Below are 22,252 nucleotides of genomic sequence, written 5' to 3'. Positions count from 1 at the left end.
ACATACCATGATTGCATCAAAAAGCAAAAAATTACGATTGTAAATTATAATAATTTGTTATCAAAGTCCACTGTAAACCTGCTGCTCATGCGTTATATTAAGGTCAATTGTAAGAAATTAAAATTTGATGTAATCACTACACTATTTCATATCCTTAGGAGGCATATATTATTATGAGAAAAGCATTTATCAGCCCAACTAAATATGTACAAGGCGAAGACGAGTTGTTGAACCTGGGATACTTTGTTAAATCCTTCGGAGAATCTGCCTTGCTGATTGCACATCCGGATGATGTACAGCGTGTCAAAGCAAAGCTTGATGCAACAGCCGAGAAATTTAATATTACGTTTGTTGAAAGCGGTTTTAAAGGGGAATGTTCCCGTGAGGAAGTTGCTCGTCTGCAAGCGATCGCGAAGGAAAAAGGATGTGACTCTACCATCGGTCTTGGTGGTGGTAAAGCCATTGATGCGGCTAAATGTGTAGCAGAAGGCGAAGCACTGATCATCTGCCCAACGATTGCGGCAACAGACGCACCGACAAGTCACTCGGCTGTATTGTACACACCGGATGGTTCTTTTGATGACTATGCTTACTTCAAACAAAGCCCAAGTGTGGTTCTCGTTGATACAACCGTAATTGCCAATGCACCAACACGTTTCCTCGTATCCGGTATGGGAGATGCGCTCTCTACATACTTCGAAGCAAGAGCAACAGCGAAATCTTATTCCCGTGTAAACGCAAGTCTGCCAATGGGTTCCCGCGAAGGATACACACCCTCTGCAGTAGGTACCAATGCGGCACTTGCACTGGCAAAATTGTGTTATGAAATGCTGCTGACTGACGGTGCAAAAGCAAAAGTAGCGAGTGACAGCAACGTTGTGACACAAGCACTGGAAAATATCGTTGAGACCAATATTCTGTTGTCTGGTCTTGGATTCGAAAGTGGTGGTCTGGCCGCAGCACATGCGATCCACAACGGTTTGACTGTTCTGGAGGGCACACATCATTTCTTCCACGGTGAAAAAGTATCTTTCGGTACGATTGCACAACTCGTCCTTGAAAATGCACCAACCGAAGAGCTGCATGAAGTCATGGACTTCTGTCTCGAAGTGGGACTGCCGATCAGCTTGGCGGATATCGGTGTAGACACCATTAGTCAGGAAGAGTTGTTGAAAGTTGCCGAGATCGCTTGTATTCCGGAAGAATCCATTCACGCCATGCCGTTCCCAATCACTGTTCCTGAAGTGGCTGCTGCCATTGCAGCGGCTGACCGCATGGGTCGTGAGTACAAAGCAGCTCGCCGGGAGGTGAAATAATGAAGAAAATTATTAACCAGGCCGAGCATGTTGTTATGGAAATGTGCAACGGGATTGCGCTTGCACACCCAGAGCTTGAATTTCTGAAAAAATATAAAGTCATCAAACGCAGAGAGATCCAGGCCGATAAAGTCAGCCTGATCAGTGGCGGCGGCAGCGGACATGAACCGGCTCACGCTGGTTATGTAGGTAAAGGGATGCTGGATGCAGCGGTGTGTGGAGATGTATTCGCATCTCCTTCCCAAATCCAGGTGTATCAAGCGATTAAGGCAACAGCCAGCAACAAGGGTACACTTCTGATCATCAAGAACTACAGCGGCGACATGATGAACTTCAAGAATGCAGCACATCTGGCTGAAGAGGATGGTATCGACGTACAATATGTACGCGTTGAGGATGACATCGCTGTACAAGACAGCTTGTATACCGTTGGACGTCGCGGCGTTGCCGGAACTGTACTGGTTCACAAGATTGCCGGAGCAGCAGCCGAAGAAGGTCGCAGTCTGGCAGATGTGAAATCCGTTGCCGATAAAGCAGCTCAGAACGTGCGCAGTATTGGTTTTGGATTCACATCATGTACCGTGCCAGCTAAAGGTACGCCTACATTCGAAATTGCTGAAGATGAGATGGAATTCGGCGTAGGGATACATGGTGAGCCAGGGATTCGCCGGGAGAAATTGGTATCAGCGGATGAATTGGCAGGCCGCATGGTCGAAGCATTGCTCGCAGACATGAAGTTGGATAAGGATGCATCCGCTGAGATTGCGGTGCTCGTGAATGGTTTTGGTGCAACACCACTGCAAGAACTGTACCTGCTCAACAATTCCGTTCAGCGTGAGCTTGCTGGACATGCAGGTCTGAAGGTCGCTACTACGTTTGTAGGCAACTACATGACAAGTATCGATATGGCGGGTGCATCGGTTACGATCCTGAAACTGGATGAGGAACTAAAAACGCTGTTGTTCAAGGAAAGTGATACACCTGCATTTAAAGTATCTGGCCCTCCAGCAGCACAAGTGGCCTATTCCGAAGCGCTGGAAGCTGTTGTTGGTGAAGACGCTCCTGTATCTTACGAAGTGGAGACGGATGCATCAGCTGCGGTAATCAAAGGCAATCAATTTTCACTGGACAATGTCGTCTACCTGATCGATAAAATGGGTGAGATCATCATCAAGAACGAAGTACCGTTCTGTGAACTGGATTCCCATGCCGGTGATGGCGATTTCGGTATGAGTGTGGCAAAAGGCTTCCGCCAGTTGAAACGCGAATGGAACCACATCATTAACGAAGATAAAAAAGACATCGGATCGTTCCTGGATGCATGTTCCTTGGTCATCATGGAATATTGCGGCGGCGCATCCGGCCCGATCTGGGGTTCGGCATTCCGTGCGGCTGGCAAAGCTGTAGGGGATAAACAGCAATTAAACGTTGCTGAATTTGCTGAGATGATCCATGCAGCCGTACAAGGGATTCAGTCTACAGGAGAACGTTCCTTCGGACGTGGCGCCGTTGTAGGTGATAAAACCTTGATCGATGCACTCGTTCCGTGTGCCGATTCCTGGACACAAAGTGCGGAGTCTGGAGATGACTTCAAAACAGCATTTGCCAAAGGTGCAGCAGCAGCCGTTGAAGGTGCGAAGAAAACGGAAGACATCGTGGCACGTATGGGACGTGCAGGTGCTGTCGGCGATCGTAGTCTGGGCTACCCGGATGCTGGCGCGTATGCGCTGGGTGTTATTTTCACAGAATTATCCGAGTCGATGAAATAAGATTGATCAAGGGTTTGCCCAGCGTCATTCATTAGACAGGTATAGAGATTGAGTCAGCAAACGTTAAGCTACTATGCAGCAAGTGACACAGGTAATGGCGCCGGACGTCCGGCGCCGTTATGTGTGCTTTTTTTAGGCCATACTAAGTCAATTTTTACATGTTATCATTTACATCTAATTTGAATAGCTCTTTGGATGTATCTGCAATGCGCTATTATTCATTTATTTATCTAGTATTTTATATTTATTAAGGGGACCTTTATGAGAACAGTCACATCATTCTTAAAAAAACCGCAGGGGTTGCTGGTTTTATCACTGGTTCTGGTTATTTTCGGTAGCTTGTTTGCCGGGATGTTCAATACGTCCTTCTATTCGGTGAAGGTCAAAGAGATCAAATTCCAAGCTGAGCACGGAACACTGTCAGGCCTGCTCTACATGCCCAAAGGCGCGGGTGCAGATGACAAACGTCCGGTTATTATTACAACTCACGGGTATCTGAATACCAAAGAAATGCAGGATGCACCTGCCATTGAAATGTCTCGACGCGGTTACATCGTGCTTGCACTGGACATGTATGACCACGGGGATTCCCGCTGGAGTGCAGATATTCCGGTAAAGGATCTGTTCGGAACGTTCTGGATCTACTCGCAGTTTGATGCAGCCAAATATATTTATGAGCAGGACTTCACCAAAAAAGATGAGAAAGGCAATGCCTACGTCGCAGTCAGCGGTCACTCCATGGGTGGGTTCTCAACGCTGTTGTCAATGTACATGGATGAGATGAGTTCCCTTCAAACAGGATACCGTATGATCTACACAGGCATCTCAGCAGGTGCGGATTACTCTTACGCTGCGGCGGTTGCGCCACAGGATCAGCTTCAGGCTGCATTTGGCAGTCGGACGGTGGGCATGGTCGCGGGGAAATATGACGAGTTTTTCTTCAACAAATCGGATGAAGAGAAAACAGCCGCTGAGAAAGAAGTACAAGGTACGGTGACTCGCAAGGATTTTGCAGCAACGGCTTCGGGTAAAGCCTTCCTTGGCCTTGCACCTGATGCGCCAAGAGGCACGACCGATACATTTACCAAAGTACCATCCGGCGATCTGACCGTAGACGGAAAAGTGGTACGTCCTTCCCAAACGGGTGAGCATATTTTGTTTACGCCTAATCAAACTCACCCATGGAACCATTTCTCGCGTACAACAACCGAGCATCTGATCGACTTTTATGCCCATGCCTTCAATGGTGTGACCTCACCCAACCAGACAAATGTGAATCTGGATTCCGGTAATCAGATCTGGTGGGCGAAGGAAGCCTTTAATTTTGTCGCTCTGATTGGGTTCTTCCTGATGATTGTTCCGCTGATTACGTTGCTGCTCAGACTTCCGTTCTTGCGTAACGCGGCAACAGGTGAGATTGCAACCGTGTCCGCAGCGGTCAATGGAAAACAAAAAATAATCTATTGGCTCGCTATCGCATTCAGCACCCTGATTCCAGCGATTCTATTCCCAACCTTGATGGATAAAGAAGCGAATGGATTGAATGTGCTTCGCATCATCGCTCTTATTGTACTCGCCGTGAGTGTGCTTGGGGCCATTATTGGGTTCGTGATGGCTGGAAGCAAGAAGAACGACTATACATCAAGCCGCCGGATGAAAAATATTGCGGTAGGCAGCGTAATTCTGGCTATCGTATCTCTGGTGATGTGGATCATCTTCAACTATGCAGATAAGATTGTGGTTACAAGTTCTTACTTCAATGAACCGACTACGAACCAGATTGTCTACTGGGCGCTGGTGTCGGCGTTAATTATGATTCTGGTGACCTTTGCATTCCACTATTTTTCCAAAAAGGATGCAGGAACCCGCTTCAGCGATTATGGGATCAGCCTGAACCCTGTTACGATAATTGCCAGCTTGGTAACCGCAGTACTCGCAGTAGTCATTGGGTACGCATTGTTATTCATAGTACAGGCGATCTTCGGAACAGATTTCCGGATCTGGACGTTTGCGGTCCGTACGTTCGAGAGTGAACACTTCATTACCGCATTGCGGTATACACCGTTCTTCCTGATATATTACTTTGTCAGCGCGGTTGCCCTGAATGCCAATACACGTGGTAAACGTGGGGGTATGTTCCTGGCCATGGTACTGAATGTTGGCGGGTTGGTGCTGTGGTTGCTAGTGCAATACGGCAAAGACTTCATGACAGGTGTGGCGTTGTATCCAGGTCAGGCATTGAATGGCATTCTGCTCTTTGCACTGGTGCCTTGTCTCATCATCGCTGCCGTGTATGCACGCAAATTGTTTGAAAAAACGAATAACGTATGGCTCGCCGCATTTGTGAACACATTATTGTTCACCATGGTTACGGTGGCGAATACGGCATTGTTTTGGAATTTAGTTTAGTCTGCAATCTCCGTTCCGGTGTAATCATAGGCACAAACCATGTTTAACGTTTAAAATAGATATAATTGTAAAAAGACCGCTCTGTAGCTGCTTAGCTAACAGGCGGTCTTTTTAACAGGTCACCCGGCATGGGCGATAACTTGGCGGTGAAATTCCGCTATCCATCTATATTCTTAACCCCAGAATTTTTTAATCACTTCGTCCCGACCAGAGTATATGCGAGATTCCGCATAATATTTAGGGTCTTTCTTATGAAAGTTCTGGTGATATTCTTCAGCAGGATAGAATATCGAAGCTGCTTCGATAGCTGTCACAACCGGCTCAAGGAAGCGTCCGGACTGGTCTAAATCTGTCTTTGATTTCTCTGCAATAACGCGTTGTTCCTCCGTATGATATAAAATGACGGCACGATACTGACTTTTTCGATCGTTCCCTTGACCAATGGAATCCGTTGGATCAATCTGCGGCCAATAAAGTTCGAGCAATTTTTCGTAAGGGAAAATCTCTGAGTCGTAAGTAATTTGTACAACCTCCAAATGCCCTGTATCACCCGTCAATACTTGTTCATATGTTGGGTTCTCAACCGTGCCGCCCATGTAACCTGAAATGATGCCATGGATGCCGGGTAGTTCTTCGAAGGGGCTAACCATGCACCAGAAGCACCCTCCCGCAAACGTTGCTTTTTCGATCAAAAGGTATTCCCCATTTCCAACCTAAGGTTATAATTATTTTTATCATTATAGTCTATGAAAACAACAAAGAATAGCAAATATTAAAGTTACGAGTATCAATCGTATCGTATGCCTCGATAAAGAAGATAAGTAGAGAATCGCTTTTCCACCGAAGAGAGCAGATTGATTCTTGAGGCTGATATGGAAAGCGATTTTGTATGCCATAAATTGGCTTGAAGGTTCCAGATAGTGTAATCTGGAGATTATGAAAACCCATTTGAACGAGAAGGGATCGGGATAATTCAATGACACAAAAAATCTATTATGACTCTGCTTATACAAGAGAGTGGCATACAACAATTACAGGTAAAGTGGACAAGGAAGACGGTGTATATGTCACGCTGGCGGAGACTGCTTTTTACCCGCATGGGGGCGGACAACCTTGTGATCTGGGACAAATTGGCGGCATCGCAGTTCTGGATGTGAACATCGAAGACGGAGAGGTGTGGCATAAGCTGGAACGCGCCCCTGAGCAGAACGATGTACATTGTGAGATTGACTGGGAGCGCAGATTCGATCATATGCAGCAGCATACGGGTCAGCATTTGTTATCGGCAATGACGTTGAAACTGGCTGAAGCGATGACACTCAGCTTCCATCTCGGAACGGAGTATGACACGATTGATGTGGCTGCGGCTGAACTGGGATCGAATCAATTGACTGCTATTGAACAAGAAGTGAATCGCCAGATCTATCGTAACGCTCGCATCAATACTTCTTGGGTTACAACAGAAGAGGCGGCACAATTGCCACTGGTGAAGCAGCCGACGGTAACGGAAGACATTCGCATCGTCGAGATCGAGGGTGTGGAGTATAACGCCTGCGGAGGAACTCATGTGTCGGCGACGGGTGAGATTGGGATCATCAAACTGTTGAAAACTGAAAAAGTGAAGGGCGGTACCCGCATTTATTTCAAATGTGGAACAAGGGCCCTGAATGAATTCACATCCACACAAAACGTGCTCAATAGCATCATGGTTAAATTAAAGACCAGTAAGGACGAATTATTGGAGCGTATTGAGAAAATGGAACTGGAGCAAAAGCAGCTGCAAACCGAGCTGAATGCAGTGAAAACAACGAATGATACTTACTATGCAGAGGAACTTCTGGCTGCTCGGCAAGGGCTGGTGATTGCTCAGGTCTTTGAAGACAAATCGCTCAAGGATATGCAGAGCCTGGCTACCAAGCTAACGGCAGACCATGAGGGGCTTGTACTGTTCGCGAGTATCTCAGAGGCCAAAGTCGTTCTGGCACAGAACGGACAGCCGCCCGAATGGGCTTGTGGGCCGTTCTTCAAAGGAAATCTTGGAGCATATCAAGGCAAAGGTGGAGGCAGTGAAAAAATGGCTCAGGCAGGCTTTGCCAGCAGCGAAGATGCGCTCGCCTTTTATGAATTCACCAAGGACCAGTTGGGACATCACTGATTGCGTCTTACGATATAAGACCGACAGCATTTAAATATGGAGTAAGGGACAAGCACGTCACATTGTGACGTGTTTTCCATTGCCAATAGTTGAAGGAGGTTGGAATATGACAGAACGAATTCCGTGTATACGGGAAGGGTGTGCAAGTACCATTTTACCAGCAACGGCTGCCAGAACAGGTGGGTATTGCATGCCTTGCAAGCAGGAGATGGAGCGCGAGGAGCGCCAGAGATACATTGAAGCGAATCGACGTGACGTGAACTTGTATGCAGGTATGACAGACCCGGTCGAAATTTTGAAAATCATGCACAAACCTCAGGTTCGCGATCCACTAATTCGTTATACACCCTATGAACAATCCGAGGAACAGGTATATCTATCTTTGTCTGTAGAGCAACAAGATCAGATGAAGGATTACGCGATGCAACAGATTCGTAGAGGTGATGAAGATACGGGCAAAGACATTCTGGTATATCTGGTCTGCTACCATGATATATCGTTGACTGCCGAAATTCCTGAGCTGCTGGAACAGGGGATCTATTATCCTGCCATTTTGTATAAAAGTGCCTCGGGTGAGGTTCGTGATCGTCTCTTGCAGCAGGTGAACACCGATGATGAGAATCGGAACCACATATTGCTCATGCTGGCCCATATCGGAGATGATGTTGTTGTGCAGCAGTTCCGGCAGTGGAGACAATCTCCGCCATCTTGGGCGAGCGAATTGTACGTGGCACCTGAGCGTTACACCACTGAAGCTGGTTGGGAGCTTACAAAAGACGGGCAGCGCAGGGAATTATTCATCACCCCAAGTTATTCACTCTATAAAGTAAAAGAGAATGAAGGACCTAACGTGGAGTTAACCGGAGATTCACTCTCGATGCTGAACCCTAGCGCCAATTGCTGTCCATGGTGTGGTGGTACGTTAACGACCTTAATTAATCTGGATGTGAAGCATCCCGCTCTGAAGGACGTTTCTTGGCATGCCCAGCAACTTCAGATACAGACTTGCGTGATATGCAGCAGTTACGGTGTGGTTTACATGGAGATGGACGCAGCAGGGGAACTGTTATGGAGTTCACATAATGTCATGCCTGCGGGAGCGGATGAGATTGATCCGGACGACTATGGTAAACTTGCACCGGATGCGGGCTGGCAGTTTCGGATTGCGAATGCATCGCGTCATGTATTCCATGCCAGTGAGTGGGCGATGGAGCCATCGTTATCTCAGGTCGGCGGCCATCCGGGATGGGTTCAGGATGCGGAGTACCCAACATGTCCACGCTGTTCCACGAGAATGAAGGCTGTCGCACAACTGGACTGGGGCGAGGTTGAGGAATATGGTGAGGGTATGTATTACATGTTCATATGTGAGCCGTGCCAGATGACCGCCGTATCGTTTCAGCAATCTTGATGGTGGGACCTAGTATAAAACATTATAAGCAATTATAAGCAGTCATCTTATTATAATATTACACCGCTGTTAAGGTTGGAATGACAGTAGTAGACAGACTATAACCAAGGGAGGGGCATCCCGAAGTTCTTGGAACTTCATGGGATGGCCCTTTGCCCTACGCAGGATGCATGGGAGCTTCTGTTACAGTTAGCCGATTATGTTATTTATTTAGCCACCAGTGAGAATGGGTTGTGTTTTTCGACATGCAGAAGCAGCTTGTCGTACTCACACAATCTAACGAACCTAGCACATCTTATTAGGCGAATTTGCAGCAGTATAGGATTCTAACGAATCGTAGCCACTTTATTTCTCCCATTGGCAGGGTTTTTCGAAGAAAATCAGAGGTTTGGTCGGTAATAAGACTGCTGAGGTTCGTTAGAATTTCATATGCCAGTTTAACTGCGACATAAGGTGTGTCCGATTCATTAGCGCTTGGCCCAAACCCAAATCCAAATCCAAACCTAAACTCAACCCATACACACTACCCGCACATTACGGCCGACACCATACGTTCCACACATTACCACCTAAATTACTACTTCGGCGTATGTGCCTCTTCAATACATCCATCTACAATTCCGCAGATGCCTGCTTCAACAAACCAGCTAGCCATTCATAATCCGGCGTATCTTTTTCCTTGAGTTTGATCGTTTTACGCTCTTCTGGGCCTTCAAATATCCCATCGGGTAGATCGAGTCCGGTTGCATTGAAGATGGTGAAAGACATGGCTTGTTTGGATGGCGAGATGACCGCAGCATACTTTCCGTTTTTCAAAAAATGAGGTTTCTTGTACTGCACGCGTTCCTGCACGTCAGGGATGGTATCATGCACCAACTGACGCAGTTGTCCAGCGACTTCTACTTGCCAGGGGATCTGAATCTGTTCAATAAACTCAGTGACTTCTACATTTTTGGTCATACTTGTTCACCCTCCGTCTGGATCTGATTATGTGTTTCCCATTCTGGTCTTAGGATTCCCATCATCAAACGGTCATAACGCTTACCATCACGATATACAGCGGAACGTGCCCGACCTTCCAACTGAAAACCAACCTTCTCATAGGAACGGATTGCTTTGGCGTTGTAGGCGATGACATCGAGACCAACCCGGTCCAGATTCATCTCATGGAACGCATATCGTAAAATAAGATTCAACGCTTCCGTGCCATATCCCTTGTTGCGGTATTTGGCAAGTCCGATGCCAATGGCAAGCTGTCCGCAGCGGTTGTTCCATTCAATGCTATGAATGACGACAAAACCAATCAGCGTATCCTCTTCATGCGTGCGCAGTCTGAAGTACACTTCCTTGTTCTTCGTTTCACCCTCATCCTCCAACTGTTTCTCTGAATAGGGAATAGCCAGATCAGTATCCACATTCCGAAGGTACTCCGGGTCTTCGTTCCATTGCAGCATGGTCTGCACGTCTTCAGGACGTGGGGGCGTCATCTTTAATCGTTTGCTATAAAACAGGTTGTCCGTAGTTAGTGTCATAGGGGTCTCCTTTAAAATAGGTTAAGCTTGCTTCACCTTAGTTTCACGTTTAACTCTATGTATATTTCGCAATAGACCTCGCCCCTTTGGCATCTGATAGCCTCATCATACTGGAAATTATAGGTGAATCACAATAGCGTATTTCTGTGGATATAAGTAACCTCTTGTCATAAAACCTAACACGGTAGTAAGATGAAATGATTGATATATATTCAGTGACAAGTACACTAAAAATGATGGCAGGAGTGGTACGTTATGGAGATCAAAGTGGATGATTTGAGTGGAATACAAGTTAAGGATTTAATTGCAGAGCACTTGCAAGGGATGGCAGGGGATTCCCCTCCAGAGAGTATTCATGCGTTAAATCTGGATGGGCTGAAGAAGCCTGAAATTACATTCTGGTGCGCATGGGAAGCGGGAGACCTGATGGGCTGTGGGGCAATGAAAGAACTGAATCCGGAGCATGCAGAGTTGAAATCGATGCGTACCGCTTCGGCTCATCTGAGAAAAGGCGTAGCGAGAAAAATGTTGGCTCATATTATGGACGTTGCAGTAGAACGTGGTTATAAGCGAATCAGTCTGGAGACGGGTTCAATGGATTCATTTATCCCGGCACGGAAGCTGTATGAAGACTTCGGATTTGAATATTGCGAACCATTCGCAGATTATATATTGGACCCGAACAGCACGTTTATGACGAAAAAAATCTAAATGGATTCACATGACAAACCAGTATTCTGTTTTTACAGGACACTGGTTTTTCATTTTGCAACATATCATACATATTGAAATTTGGAAAAAGAGTACAATAAACTCAATGACGCAACATGGACCATGCTATGAAAAGGGTGGAGGGAGTCGTGCATGATATATTGGTGGTTCGATGATATGAATCCGCTGTTTGCTGTCTTGGTGTTATGTCCCATCATTGCAGCGTGCTTGGAATATGCAGTTATTTTGCCAAAGGGTTTAGACTTTGGGGAGCGCTGATTATTTCTTTTATGCTGCCTTTGTTGTATATTGCGAGTGATCTTTCAACATGGGGGAGTAACATAGGCGCTTGGTTCATCTATGGGGCAGGGTACATTTTGCTAACCTGGATTGCACACAGATTGCTTCGTGCCATTGTGGGGTATAAAACATAGGTTATGTCCATATATGTTTGGGATGAATTGGCCATCAGGAACTTCTGGGCTGATTGATGGACAATAGGGTATACTGGACATTATGTCTATGAAACAAGACAGCATTACAGACGTTTTTTACATCAGGAGGACTTGAATTGGCTCAGACAGAAGGAACACTACAGAAGAAGCTTAAACCAAGACACATCAGTTTTATGGCTATGGGTGGTGTCATTGGAACGGGAATTTTCAAAGGCAGTGCAGAGACGATTGGGCTCGCGGGTCCGGGCGTGATTGTCACGTACATTTTTGCCGGATTATTGCTGCTGGTTGTTATGGCCGCGATGGCGGAGATGGCTACGGTGTACAAGAACAAAAATATGAAAGACTTCGTGCAGGAGGCATTTGGTAGCAGAGTATCTTTTGTTATGGGATGGATGTACTGCTTTCTATGGTTATCGGTGTGTGTCATTGAGGTGATTGCCGCCGGGAGCTTTTTGCAGTATTGGTTCAGTGAAGTACCGCTGTGGATGCTGAGTCTGGCTTGTGCGGCGTTCATTATACTGGTTAATCTGTTAAGTGTAGGTGTGTTCGGGGAATTTGAGTTTTGGCTGGCCGGGATCAAAATTGCCATGATCATTATTTTTATCTTCCTGGGTGCAGGATTGATCTTTGGCATTATCCCAAGTGACAACACCCCTTATCTGCAAAATTATACGCAAGCAGGCGGCTTCTTCCCGAACGGATGGTCATCGATCTTCTCGGCACTGCTTGTGGTCATGTTCTCTTATGGGGGATCGGAGCTGATTGGTCTGACCCTGACCGAGACGGAAAATGCAGAAAAAGTTATGCCCAAAATCGTGGGCAATTTCATGCTCAGAATTATTCTGTTCTTCACCTTGCCGATTCTCATCATCTGTGGTCTCATCCCCTGGAATGAAATTGGGCCGGAGAGCAGTCCGTTTGTACAGGTGCTTGCCTCCACTGGACTGCCGGGAGCAGCACACATAATGAACTTTATTTTAGTGACGGCAGTTCTGTCTGCTGCGAATTCTGGGATCTATGGTGCATCCCGGATGATGCACTCCATGGCAGTGGGCGGGGAAGCTCCGAAGGCATTATCACAGACGAATCGCAACGGTAGCCCTGTTAACACACTTCTGGTGTGCTCAGTAGTTTTGCTCGGAGGTTCTTTGCTTGGCCTGTTCGCGCAGGATCAACTGTTCCGCATATTGCTCGCAGTTCCGGGGTTTGTCGTAATCCTTGTGTGGATATGTATTGCCTCATCACAGTTGAAACTGCGGAAGAGATATCCGGTTCAACCGACCTTCAAAGTTTGGGGATTCCCTTATATAACCGGAGTTGTTGTACTATGTCTTAGTGTAATTGCGGTGATGTTTGTGTTTGATGAAGGTAATCGGTTCAGCATTAGCATCTGTCTTGCCGTGCTCGCATTGCTGATGATCTGGTCCCTGATTCGATTCAGGAGGACGAATGGACGAACAGTTTAGTATATGTGACATTCAAATGTAGAACACCTCAACATCTCGGCGCTTGCGTCGGGATGTTTTTTTTTATCATTTTTCACTGCAAAGAACCTAAACAAATCCTCTGAAATTAAGCCTAAATGCAGTTCTAATGAACAAAGCTACCACGGCCATGATAGCGTTTTTATGTTAACCCAATATTTTCTTGCCTAATTCGACATATTCGTTTACTATTTTCCCATACATAGTGCTTCAAGCATGCGTTTTTTGGGTAGCGCCTAGTCAAAAAGGCTTGGGTTCACGGGAGAGGAAGAGGAGCGGATGATTGGTTTTTTTAGAAAACGTTTGGTTGTGCGCATTGTTGCAGTAGTCACACTGGTCATTACGATTATAGCCGTTGGAAGCATGCTGTTACAGGTGGCCAATATGAAACTAGCTGCGCAGGAGGCCATTTCGAGTTACAACATCCAGATTGCTCAGAGTTATGTGAATCAGCTGGATACAGCATCTTATGCCGAGTTTGCCAAGGACCCCAAGGAGAATGACGAATTCTTGAAGATTCGTGATGAACTGGATGACTTTCGCGTAAGCATTGGTGCAATGTATGTGTATTTCGTCAAAATAGATGACAAAGGTACGCCACTTATTATGGTGGACGGTATGAAGGATGCAGATAAAGCCTCACCGATTAATGAAGTTACGGATGTCCCTCAGGAGGCTGTGCAGAAGCTGTTACAGGGGCAAACAGCCAGTTCTTCGATTATTAACAATGAGGAGTACGGCGACTATATTTCCTCTTACGCTCCCATGCTGGATAGTAACGGTGCTGTAACAGGTGTAATTGGTATCGATACGGCGGTATCGGTCATCGGAAGCATTGAGTCAGATATAATGAAATCGAGTATTCCCTTCTATGCTTTGTTACTTTTAATTACACTTATAGGCATTGCTGTTGTCACGTGGTTTATCGTAAGAGGACTGCGACCACTTCAACCGCTGAAGGCGAGTGTGGAAAAAATGGCACAGGGTGAGCTTGCAGAAGCGAATCAAATTTTGACGTCGTATCGTTTGCGCAGCCAAGATGAGATTGGAACAACATATCAAGCGATGATACATATGTCCGGGAACTTGAATAAGATTGTGAGTAACATGGTTGAAGGCGTAGCAGTAACCACAGATATTTTATCGGAATCAACGAAGGAATTTAATCGCAGTACCGAAGAGATGCTTGAGATGGGCAAGACGGTTGATCAATCTGTCGAACAGATTAGGCAGGGTGCACATACGCAGAAGCAGGGTGCAAGCGATAGTGCGAATGCGATGGAAGAGATTGCAAAAGGCATAACGGATATTTCCGAATCCTCGATGATTGTATCGGATGCAGCAACAAGTGCGCTTTCTACGGCGGAGTCCGGTAAACAGAGCATGACACTAATGAAAACACAGATGGAGAGTATCTCAAATGTCTCAAGTGAAGTTGTAGCGATGGTTCAGGTGTTGAACAACTACTCCCAGGAAATTGGTGGTGCCCTGCACACGGTTCGTGACTTTGCGAGTCAGACGAAGCTACTTGCGCTTAATGCATCCATAGAGGCAGCACATGCAGGAGAACACGGCAAAGGTTTTGCGGTTGTGGCGGATGAAGTTCGGAAGCTTGCTGAGGCCTCAAGCACATCCATGGAACGGATCTCCGACTTGCTGCTTCGTATTCAACAAGAATCACAGCAGATTGGCTCACAGATGGGGGTTACTGCAACCGAGATTGGACAAGGGGTTACAATTACCGCAGAAGCGGAGCAAGCTTTCGCTCATGTAGTTGACGCGTTCCAACTGGTAACCAGTCGCATTCAGGAAGTCTCCGCTGCGGCAGAGGAAATCTCGGCAGGATCGGAAGAGGCCGCAGCCTCCGTCAATACGATCTCGCAGATATCAGCCGGGGTGTCGGATCATTCGGATGAAATCTATCGCTTGATGCGTGAACAGTCGGCCATGTTCAACAGGGTGGCGCAGACCTCCACCATGCTGGAGCAGCAGACGAACGAGATGAGTGAAGCCGTACGAAAAGTGAAAGTGTAATTTGAGTTAGGTGTAGTAATAGTAACGCAAGAGGCAGTTAGAAAAGTGTTCCGCTCTTGGAGAAGTTGGTGTTCATCTCAAACTTCCTTCAAAGGGTGGAGCACTTTTTTAGATTTAAATTTTTAAATGATCCAGCTCTATCGCCTGTCTGAAGCGTTGGGCGAATCGCTCTGCAGCTACGGCGGACTCCTTGGACTCCGTCTGTACGAAGCCAATCTGCATTTTCGGTTGATCGATTCCAGCGATCTCTACCATCTTCACCAGACCTTCTTTCCATAAGGGATTTTGGTGAAAGGAAAAGTCGTGACCAATCGTGGCGGCAATATCGTTTCTTAACACCATGTTGATGGCTTCTGAATTATTTGTTTTAAACAGAATGGACAGAGGTCCATGATCATAGGTGAATTCCTTGATGAAATCTTCGATGAAACCATCTCGATACAGTGCCAGCTTGTGTTCTTTTAATTGATCCGGTGTAACACGGCTGTGCTTGGCAAGTTCAGACAGGTGATGAGTACCAACTACCAGCTTGCCCGAATACATGGGACTGAAGTGAAGTCCATCGAATTCCCGCAATTGTTTCGCATAGATCGCGATAAAGCCCAGATGGGTTTTGTTATTGCGAATATCTTCGATAATTTCCATGGACCCTTTCTCTTCAATGGAGATATTAAGTTGCGGGTGCTCACGCTTCATATCCGCAGCAGACTGGACAAGATAGGGCATAACACTTGGAAAAGTAGCCACATGAAGCTCTCCGCTAAGAGAGGAGGCTTCGGCGTTCAGGGATTTCAATTCATCAATCCGCTGTAAAATATCCAGTGCCTTGGCAATGAATTGTTTGCCTTCGGGAGTGGGATGAGTTCCCTGCCGCGAGCGTTCGAATAGGATGATACCCAATTCTTTCTCCAGACGATGAACCGATTGGCTGATCGCCGATTGTGTGACATGTAGATGTTCCGAGGCGGCGGAGAATGATTTCGTTTTCGCAATTTCAACGACATATTCGAGCTGTTCCAGATTCATAATTTCATCTCCGTTTAGCATTAATACAACTAATGTTAACATTAGTATCTATAAATATGAATAATACATGAACAGCGATATAATATATAGACAATCATACAAAGGGGATGAACTTCATGAAAGCAGCAGTATGGTATGCCCATAAAGACGTGCGTGTGGAAGAGCGGGAGGTTCCGGTTGCTCAAGCGGGTCAGGTCAAAATCAAAGTTGAATATGCGGGGATCTGCGGCAGTGACTTGCATGCCTATCATCATGGTGTGGGTATTCAAGAAGGCGAGAATCATCCGCTCTCAGGACAGAAAGCACCATTGACACTGGGTCATGAATTTGCAGGAACCGTAAGTGAATTGGTGAGTAATGTAAGCGGTATCAGTGTAGGGGATCGAGTTGTGGTAGAGCCGTTGTACCATTGCGGAAAATGTGAGTACTGTATCCAGGGACGTTACAACCAGTGTACTCAATTTGGATTCGTTGGACTGAATGGTGATGGTGGTTTTGCGGAGTATGTTGTTGTTGAAGCATATATGGTTCATCCCATACCGGATAACGTATCTTTCGAAGAAGGTGCGCTTGTAGAGCCTACAGCCGTAGCCTTTCACGCGGTTCGTCACAGCAAGCTGAAAGTGGGGAACAAAGTAGCCGTATACGGAGCTGGTCCAATTGGACTACTGACCATACTGTCTGCCAAAGCTGCAGGAGCCTCTGAAATCTATGCAGTTGATGTATTTGAGGAACGTCTGGACCTGGCAGCCAAGTTGGGAGCGATTCCGGTGAACAGTGCCAAAGTCAGTGCAACAGAGGTGATCTTGCAACAATCGGGTGGCATTGATGTGGCTTATGAAGCAGCAGGTGTGCAACCAACGATGGATAGCGCCATTGCGGTTGTCAAAAAAGGTGGAGAAGTTGTTGTCATCGCAGCGATTCCAAATCCGCTTCAAGTGAACTTCTTTGATCTTCTGGTCAAAGAAGCGAATCTAACGGCAACGCTGGCATATCGCCACATTTTCCCTGAAGTGATTTCATTGATTGCTGAAGGGTCGCTCGATGTGAAACAGGTCATCACCAAGAAAATCAAACTTGACGACATCGTTCAGGAAGGGCTTGAGCTGTTAATGAGCGACAAGAGCCATGCGAAGATTTTGGTAGAGATTGGCGGCTAAAAAATCAATAGCGATGTAACATTTCAAATGTTGATTGATCATTTATAAACGTAGAAAAGACCGTCATGAAGATGATCGGTCTTTTTTACATTTCATTCTCTGTTCCCTAATCCCGTGTTGGTGTTAGCCAACACTAGGAATCATAACGGTAGCATATTGCCTTGCCCCCGCCACTCTCGGAGCTGAACTCCTTATCCTCTGTAAATCCAAAACGTTCATACAAACGGATGGCATTGACCATCTGACCGCCTGTATATAAATACACCGTATTTTTGCCCATGTCTTTGGCAGAGTCTACGCATTGCTGGAGCAATACTCTGGCAATCCCGTGACCTCTCCATTTTGGATCAACACCCAGCAGCCGAATAAACGGATAATCGATTGGCAATTCAAAGTTTGGATAAGCCTTGCGTGCTGTTTCGAATAATTGGACTGTACCGACAATCTGATCATCAATCTTTGCGATCCATAATTGTGTCAGGTACGGATTAACCACAGACTCTCGAATATCTTTTAGGTAGGCCTCCCATCGTTCATTTTGCTCAAAAGTCTCCCGATACTCGGCATAACTTGCAACAAGGATATCTACAATCTCTGGATGGTCTGCTTCTGTGGCAGGATGAATCGTAACGGCAGCCGTTGTCATTTTATAATTCCCCTTCTCTTATGGGTTAAGTATGGAATATAGTTTTCTGCATTTTACCATAACGGATTCAATCCGATTTATTCAAATTTTCTATAGGTAACTCAGTCATTTCTATAGATCGTAGCGCATCAGCGATTGAGCTGTGTGGAATACAGATGATTGCGATATTCGGTTGGCGTATTGCCCTCGTATTGCTTAAACATGCGCAGGAACAGCTTGTAGTCGGAGAAGCCGCATTGTCCGGCAATTTCTTTTACACTGGCATTGGTGTTGAGCAGCAACTGTTTTGCCCGGCGAATACGTTCTGTGAGGATATAGGTTTTGAGACCGGTACCTTTCTCGCGTTTCACCATTTTGGAGATATAGTCTTTATTAAAATTAAAATTTTCCGCAATCTGACTCACCGTGATGTTTGTATGCAGATGAATATCGACCCACTTGCAGATATGGTCCACAATTGCATTGTGCGGGCGATAATCCGTCTCTATATTGCGCTCCAGTTCTCTGAACAACAATAACAAAGCAGCGTTGGCTTCCTCGGGTGAGAAGGATGACACATGCAGCAACTGCTTGAATAACTGATTGGCCATGGAAGGCACCTGAATGGTGGCATGTGTCCTAAAGCGACTGAATTCTGACTGCATGGCATCATAGTGAACCCAGTAGAAGCTTACGGGGGCGTCGCTGATCTGGTAGCCGTAATGGGTGCGACCGGCGCGCAGAAACAACAGATCGTTGGCACGAACTACATATTGTTCCTCTTCTTCCGCGATGTACATCTCACCTTCCAGCATCAAAATAATCTCGTGAACAGGCATGCTGCGTCTCATGTGGCTCCAGTTGCCTTCGGATATGAACTTGCCGCACAGGTAATGTTCCAGTGGCTTTTGCATAGGACGGATTTATCCACCTTTTCTTGAATTATGAGTCTGATGTAATTGTATTTTATTTGATAATATGAGGATATTCAAGCTCTACAGTGGATTGATAAGTATTAGTCTTGTAGCTAATAAAACGGATTTTACCCCTCAAGAATGAATGGATATCTATTACATCCCGAGAAGGAGTGAGTGTAATGATTGATACGAAAAAAGGATTTCTGGGACCGGAACATGTAGATCTGTTAAATGGTGTGTTCCAAACATCACAAGAGGTGGGGGAGCGTTACCTGTTATCGCTGGATATTGATCGATTCCTGGCTCCGTGCTTCAAAGCTCATGGTTTGCCTGCCCAAAAAGAGCGCTACGCGGGTTGGGAGGCACGTACCATCAGTGGACATTCCCTCGGACATTATCTGTCTGCCCTGGCTGTGACGTATCAGGCAACCGGGAATATCACGTTAAAAGAAAGACTGGATTATGCGGTCACCGAACTGGCGAGAATCCAGCAGACCACGGGGAGCGGGTATATCGGTGGTTTGTCCGAAGAACCTTTCCACATGGCTTTTCGAGCAGAGAATATCGGTGGGTTCAACATCGGTGAATACTGGGTTCCCTGGTACAGTGTGCACAAAATCTATCGCGGCCTGATTGATGCCCATAAACTCACTGGCAACGGACAGGCACTTGATGTAGTTACTCGATTTGCAGACTGGGCGGTTGAAGGTTTGCTCCCGATGACAGAAGAACAGATGCAGACGATGCTTCAAAGTGAACACGGGGGCATGAATGAAGTATTTGCACATTTGTATGGGATTACCGGCAAAGCCTTATATCTTGAGATCGCTAACAAGTTCACCCATCAATTGATCCTGAGACCCTTGGAGCATAAGCAAGACGATCTTCAAGGCAAACACGCAAATACGCAGATTCCCAAAGTGATCGGTGCAGCCGAAATCTACAACCAGGACCATACCCATGAGAGTTATCGGACAGCTGCAGAGTTTTTCTGGAACACCACGGTGCATCATCGTTCTTACGTATTTGGTGCGACGAGCATTTCGGAGCATTACGAAGCAAAGGGTATGGAGAGTCTGGGCATCAAAACAGGAGAGAGCTGTTGTACTCACAACATGTTACATCTAACGAAGCAACTCTTCGCCTGGAATCACGATAGCGCCTACATGGACTATTATGAAAACGCCATCTATAATCACATCCTCGGCACGCAGGACCCGGATACGGGGAACAAGACGTATTTTGCATCAACGCTGCAAGGCCACTACAAAATCTATGGTACTCACGATACCGCTTGGTGGTGCTGTACAGGATCAGGCATGGAGAACCCGGGCAAATATGCCGAGGCGATCTATTTTGAGGATGAACAGGACCTGTACGTCAACCTGTATATCGCTTCCCAACTGGATTGGGCGTCACAAGGGTTATCTCTGAAGCTTGAAACCGACTTTCCTTATTCGGAAAAGGTAACCCTGACGATCACCGGAGGCAACGCCTCGGCTCATCTAAGATTACGTGTGCCCTCATGGCTGCAACAGCCAATGACGGCAACCGTCAATGGGGATACGGAACATCCGTATACACGGATGGAACCCGGCTATCTTTCCATCGACCGCACATGGACAACGGGTGATGTCATCACAATCACACTGCCGATGTCACTCCGACAGTACACTTCCCGGGATGATGCCCACAAGGTGGCATTCCTGTACGGCCCGATAGTACTCGCTGGTGCACTAGGAAACGAGGGCCTTCCCGAGGATACGATTGTGGACGAAACAGCGCTGAATCCCAAGACTGCACCTGTACCTGTGATCTGGACGGAGCAGGAGGATGTACGAGAGTGGATCAAGGTTGTAGATGCAGACACGTTAACATTTGAACTTAGCAAAGATGTTACTTCCACAGGCGAAGCCGTGAAGCTCATTCCGTTCTATGATGTGCATCACGAATTTTATACCGTGTACTGGCCGTTTAACGATGAAGGGGATGCGCTGGAGAAAGAGTTGAACGATATCACGATCGACAGGGTTCAGGCTGACGGTCAGCAGGATGAGATTGGACATCAACTGGATAGCAACTGCCGTGGGGAGCACCACAACGGTTCAACCACAGATGGCCGTAAGAAGTTGCATATGTGGCGAGAGGCTTATGGCGTCAGTGGGGCTTACTTCAGTTATCAACTGGCAGTGGATCGTGAGGCAACCAATTATCTATGTGTGGCCTATTGGGGTGGAGATCATTCCACGTTTGGACGGGAAGGTACGTTATATGACAGACAATTCACCATTACCGTGGATGGAACACTCATTGGAGAGCAGCGAATTCATATGAACAAGATTGGCGACGTGTTCTATGTGACCTACGATATTCCTGAGGCCGTAACATCAGGTAAAGACAGCATTACGGTAATGTTTCAGGCGAAGGGCGACAATGGCTGTGCCGGGAAAGTTGTAGAGGTGCGCACCACGCGAACCAAACCGGATTCCATCTTTTCGTAATAAGAGGCATGGTGTGAAAAGGCGCAAACACACAATGTTATAATAAAAATAAATTACGGTTAGTTGGAAGAGGAGGTTGGAAGTGTGGCAAAACCCGATAATAAAGGTACTTATAACTTTCAGGATTGGTTAACTTGGGAGGGGGCATGGGAATTAATTAACGGCAAAGCTTTTAATATGTCGCCAGTACCTACTTCATCGCACCAGTTTATTGTTGGTGAGCTGCACTTCTCTTTGCGGACTTTTTTTCAGAATCGGAAATGTTTCGTGTTTGTTGCCCCTTTTGATGTGTATTTTAGCGAAAATGAACAATATGACCTACCAGATCAAGTTGTACAACCTGATCTATCGGTGGTGTGCTCCAAAGACCAGATATCTAAAAATGGCTGTCACGGTGCACCTTCTTTAGTTATCGAGGTGTTATCGCCTTCGACTGCGTTAAAGGATTTTAACGAAAAATTTAACTTGTATCAGAAATACGGTGTGAACGAATACTGGATTGTTGACCCCGGCAATCAAACCGTCCATGTGTACACGCTGGAGGAAGGCAGTTACCAGACCCGTCATCTATATACAGAGCAGGAAACGATTCAATCGGTTATATATCCCGAACTGGTAATCCCGATGGATTCGCTGTTCAAGTTCAGGTAGTGCGAAGCGTAAATCTGTCTGCTACAGAGGGGGAAATATGTCGGACATTTTTTTATTCTAACGAACCGTACACACCTTATATTGGGAATTTAG

General features: G+C 46.3%; 17 protein-coding genes. 11 read left to right on the top strand and 6 right to left on the bottom strand.

Going from position 1 to position 22,252, the window contains the following annotated elements:
• Nucleotides 1-173: 173 nt before the first annotated feature.
• From J2Z28_RS08980 to J2Z28_RS08970, 3 genes are all read left to right on the top strand, one after another.
• Nucleotides 174-1,316 carry a glycerol dehydrogenase gene (locus J2Z28_RS08980; protein ID WP_017690500.1) on the top strand — a complete coding sequence of 381 codons (1,143 nt, stop codon included), beginning with the start codon at nucleotides 174-176 and terminating at the stop codon, nucleotides 1,314-1,316.
• Nucleotides 1,316-3,085, top strand: coding sequence for a dihydroxyacetone kinase subunit DhaK (dhaK, locus tag J2Z28_RS08975; protein WP_211082001.1), 1,770 nt, complete (start codon nucleotides 1,316-1,318; stop codon nucleotides 3,083-3,085). Before J2Z28_RS08980 ends, dhaK begins: the two co-directional genes overlap by 1 nt.
• Before the next feature lie 261 nt (nucleotides 3,086-3,346).
• Nucleotides 3,347-5,494, top strand: coding sequence for an alpha/beta hydrolase family protein (locus J2Z28_RS08970; RefSeq protein WP_211082000.1), 2,148 nt, complete (start codon nucleotides 3,347-3,349; stop codon nucleotides 5,492-5,494).
• A 173-nt stretch (nucleotides 5,495-5,667) separates the two neighbouring features.
• On the opposite strand, the gene msrA is transcribed toward J2Z28_RS08970, so the two are convergent.
• Nucleotides 5,668-6,183, bottom strand: coding sequence for a peptide-methionine (S)-S-oxide reductase MsrA (msrA, locus tag J2Z28_RS08965; protein ID WP_211082043.1), 516 nt, complete (start codon nucleotides 6,181-6,183; stop codon nucleotides 5,668-5,670).
• Nucleotides 6,184-6,470: 287 nt separating this feature from the next.
• Between msrA and J2Z28_RS08960 the strand changes: the two genes are divergently transcribed.
• Together J2Z28_RS08960 and J2Z28_RS08955 are read left to right on the top strand one after the other, a co-directional pair.
• Nucleotides 6,471-7,649 carry an alanyl-tRNA editing protein gene (locus tag J2Z28_RS08960; protein ID WP_211081999.1) on the top strand — a complete coding sequence of 393 codons (1,179 nt, stop codon included), beginning with the start codon at nucleotides 6,471-6,473 and terminating at the stop codon, nucleotides 7,647-7,649.
• Nucleotides 7,650-7,755: 106 nt separating this feature from the next.
• Nucleotides 7,756-9,060, top strand: a complete 1,305-nt coding sequence (locus tag J2Z28_RS08955; RefSeq protein ID WP_211081998.1) for a DUF1963 domain-containing protein — start codon at nucleotides 7,756-7,758, stop codon at nucleotides 9,058-9,060.
• 612 nt (nucleotides 9,061-9,672) lie between these two features.
• On the opposite strand, the gene J2Z28_RS08950 is transcribed toward J2Z28_RS08955, so the two are convergent.
• Both J2Z28_RS08950 and J2Z28_RS08945 read right to left on the bottom strand, forming a co-directional pair.
• Nucleotides 9,673-10,020, bottom strand: a complete 348-nt coding sequence (locus tag J2Z28_RS08950) for a DUF1801 domain-containing protein (RefSeq protein ID WP_211081997.1) — start codon at nucleotides 10,018-10,020, stop codon at nucleotides 9,673-9,675.
• Nucleotides 10,017-10,592, bottom strand: a complete 576-nt coding sequence (locus tag J2Z28_RS08945; RefSeq protein ID WP_211081996.1) for a GNAT family N-acetyltransferase — start codon at nucleotides 10,590-10,592, stop codon at nucleotides 10,017-10,019. The genes J2Z28_RS08950 and J2Z28_RS08945 overlap by 4 nt, the downstream gene beginning before the upstream one ends.
• A gap of 255 nt (nucleotides 10,593-10,847) precedes the next feature.
• Between J2Z28_RS08945 and J2Z28_RS08940 the strand changes: the two genes are divergently transcribed.
• The 3 genes from J2Z28_RS08940 to J2Z28_RS08930 all read left to right on the top strand — a co-directional run bounded on the left by J2Z28_RS08940 (nucleotide 10,848) and on the right by J2Z28_RS08930 (nucleotide 15,279).
• Nucleotides 10,848-11,303: a GNAT family N-acetyltransferase gene (locus J2Z28_RS08940; protein WP_211081995.1), complete on the top strand. Its 456-nt coding sequence runs from the start codon at nucleotides 10,848-10,850 to the stop codon at nucleotides 11,301-11,303.
• 571 nt (nucleotides 11,304-11,874) lie between these two features.
• Entirely contained in the window at nucleotides 11,875-13,227 is a 1,353-nt protein-coding gene (locus J2Z28_RS08935; protein ID WP_211081994.1) for an amino acid permease, read from the top strand.
• A gap of 297 nt (nucleotides 13,228-13,524) precedes the next feature.
• Complete coding sequence (locus J2Z28_RS08930; protein WP_211081993.1) at nucleotides 13,525-15,279, top strand: methyl-accepting chemotaxis protein; 1,755 nt, start codon at nucleotides 13,525-13,527, stop codon at nucleotides 15,277-15,279.
• Nucleotides 15,280-15,393: 114 nt separating this feature from the next.
• Here J2Z28_RS08930 and J2Z28_RS08925 read toward each other — a convergent pair whose 3' ends face one another.
• Nucleotides 15,394-16,305, bottom strand: coding sequence for a LysR family transcriptional regulator (locus tag J2Z28_RS08925; RefSeq protein ID WP_211081992.1), 912 nt, complete (start codon nucleotides 16,303-16,305; stop codon nucleotides 15,394-15,396).
• A 116-nt stretch (nucleotides 16,306-16,421) separates the two neighbouring features.
• Between J2Z28_RS08925 and J2Z28_RS08920 the strand changes: the two genes are divergently transcribed.
• Nucleotides 16,422-17,465, top strand: coding sequence for a 2,3-butanediol dehydrogenase (locus tag J2Z28_RS08920; RefSeq protein ID WP_211081991.1), 1,044 nt, complete (start codon nucleotides 16,422-16,424; stop codon nucleotides 17,463-17,465).
• A gap of 133 nt (nucleotides 17,466-17,598) precedes the next feature.
• On the opposite strand, the gene J2Z28_RS08915 is transcribed toward J2Z28_RS08920, so the two are convergent.
• Nucleotides 17,599-18,111 (bottom strand): GNAT family N-acetyltransferase, encoded by a 513-nt coding sequence (locus J2Z28_RS08915; RefSeq protein ID WP_211081990.1) that lies wholly within the window; start codon nucleotides 18,109-18,111, stop codon nucleotides 17,599-17,601.
• Between the two features lie 128 nt (nucleotides 18,112-18,239).
• Nucleotides 18,240-19,004 carry a helix-turn-helix transcriptional regulator gene (locus J2Z28_RS08910; RefSeq protein WP_211081989.1) on the bottom strand — a complete coding sequence of 255 codons (765 nt, stop codon included), beginning with the start codon at nucleotides 19,002-19,004 and terminating at the stop codon, nucleotides 18,240-18,242.
• 182 nt (nucleotides 19,005-19,186) lie between these two features.
• Between J2Z28_RS08910 and J2Z28_RS08905 the strand changes: the two genes are divergently transcribed.
• Together J2Z28_RS08905 and J2Z28_RS08900 are read left to right on the top strand one after the other, a co-directional pair.
• On the top strand, nucleotides 19,187-21,508 hold the full coding sequence (locus J2Z28_RS08905; protein ID WP_211081988.1) for a beta-L-arabinofuranosidase domain-containing protein: 2,322 nt from the start codon (nucleotides 19,187-19,189) through the stop codon (nucleotides 21,506-21,508).
• Nucleotides 21,509-21,592: 84 nt separating this feature from the next.
• The gene (locus J2Z28_RS08900) at nucleotides 21,593-22,159 is read left to right on the top strand and encodes a Uma2 family endonuclease (protein WP_211081987.1); all 567 of its coding nucleotides are present in this window, start codon (nucleotides 21,593-21,595) and stop codon (nucleotides 22,157-22,159) included.
• The last annotated feature ends 93 nt before the right edge of the window (nucleotides 22,160-22,252 follow it).

It is taken from the genome of Paenibacillus xylanexedens, from assembly GCF_017874615.1.
Lineage (GTDB): Bacteria > Bacillota > Bacilli > Paenibacillales > Paenibacillaceae > Paenibacillus > Paenibacillus xylanexedens.
The sequence above is the reverse complement of the archived record's forward strand: the minus strand, read 5'-3'. Positions and strand labels throughout refer to the sequence as shown.

What these genes read in the sequence shown, in the direction of transcription:
- J2Z28_RS08980 (WP_017690500.1), top strand. Translation starts at nt 174, where the DNA reads ATGAGAAAAGCATTTATCAGCCCAACTAAATATGTACAAGGCGAAGAC.
- dhaK (WP_211082001.1), top strand. Translation starts at nt 1,316, where the DNA reads ATGAAGAAAATTATTAACCAGGCCGAGCATGTTGTTATGGAAATGTGC.
- J2Z28_RS08970 (WP_211082000.1), top strand. Translation starts at nt 3,347, where the DNA reads ATGAGAACAGTCACATCATTCTTAAAAAAACCGCAGGGGTTGCTGGTT.
- J2Z28_RS08960 (WP_211081999.1), top strand. Translation starts at nt 6,471, where the DNA reads ATGACACAAAAAATCTATTATGACTCTGCTTATACAAGAGAGTGGCAT.
- J2Z28_RS08955 (WP_211081998.1), top strand. Translation starts at nt 7,756, where the DNA reads ATGACAGAACGAATTCCGTGTATACGGGAAGGGTGTGCAAGTACCATT.
- J2Z28_RS08950 (WP_211081997.1), bottom strand. Translation starts at nt 10,020, where the DNA reads ATGACCAAAAATGTAGAAGTCACTGAGTTTATTGAACAGATTCAGATC.
- J2Z28_RS08945 (WP_211081996.1), bottom strand. Translation starts at nt 10,592, where the DNA reads ATGACACTAACTACGGACAACCTGTTTTATAGCAAACGATTAAAGATG.
- J2Z28_RS08940 (WP_211081995.1), top strand. Translation starts at nt 10,848, where the DNA reads ATGGAGATCAAAGTGGATGATTTGAGTGGAATACAAGTTAAGGATTTA.
- J2Z28_RS08930 (WP_211081993.1), top strand. Translation starts at nt 13,525, where the DNA reads ATGATTGGTTTTTTTAGAAAACGTTTGGTTGTGCGCATTGTTGCAGTA.
- J2Z28_RS08925 (WP_211081992.1), bottom strand. Translation starts at nt 16,305, where the DNA reads ATGAATCTGGAACAGCTCGAATATGTCGTTGAAATTGCGAAAACGAAA.
- J2Z28_RS08920 (WP_211081991.1), top strand. Translation starts at nt 16,422, where the DNA reads ATGAAAGCAGCAGTATGGTATGCCCATAAAGACGTGCGTGTGGAAGAG.
- J2Z28_RS08915 (WP_211081990.1), bottom strand. Translation starts at nt 18,111, where the DNA reads ATGACAACGGCTGCCGTTACGATTCATCCTGCCACAGAAGCAGACCAT.
- J2Z28_RS08910 (WP_211081989.1), bottom strand. Translation starts at nt 19,004, where the DNA reads ATGCAAAAGCCACTGGAACATTACCTGTGCGGCAAGTTCATATCCGAA.
- J2Z28_RS08905 (WP_211081988.1), top strand. Translation starts at nt 19,187, where the DNA reads ATGATTGATACGAAAAAAGGATTTCTGGGACCGGAACATGTAGATCTG.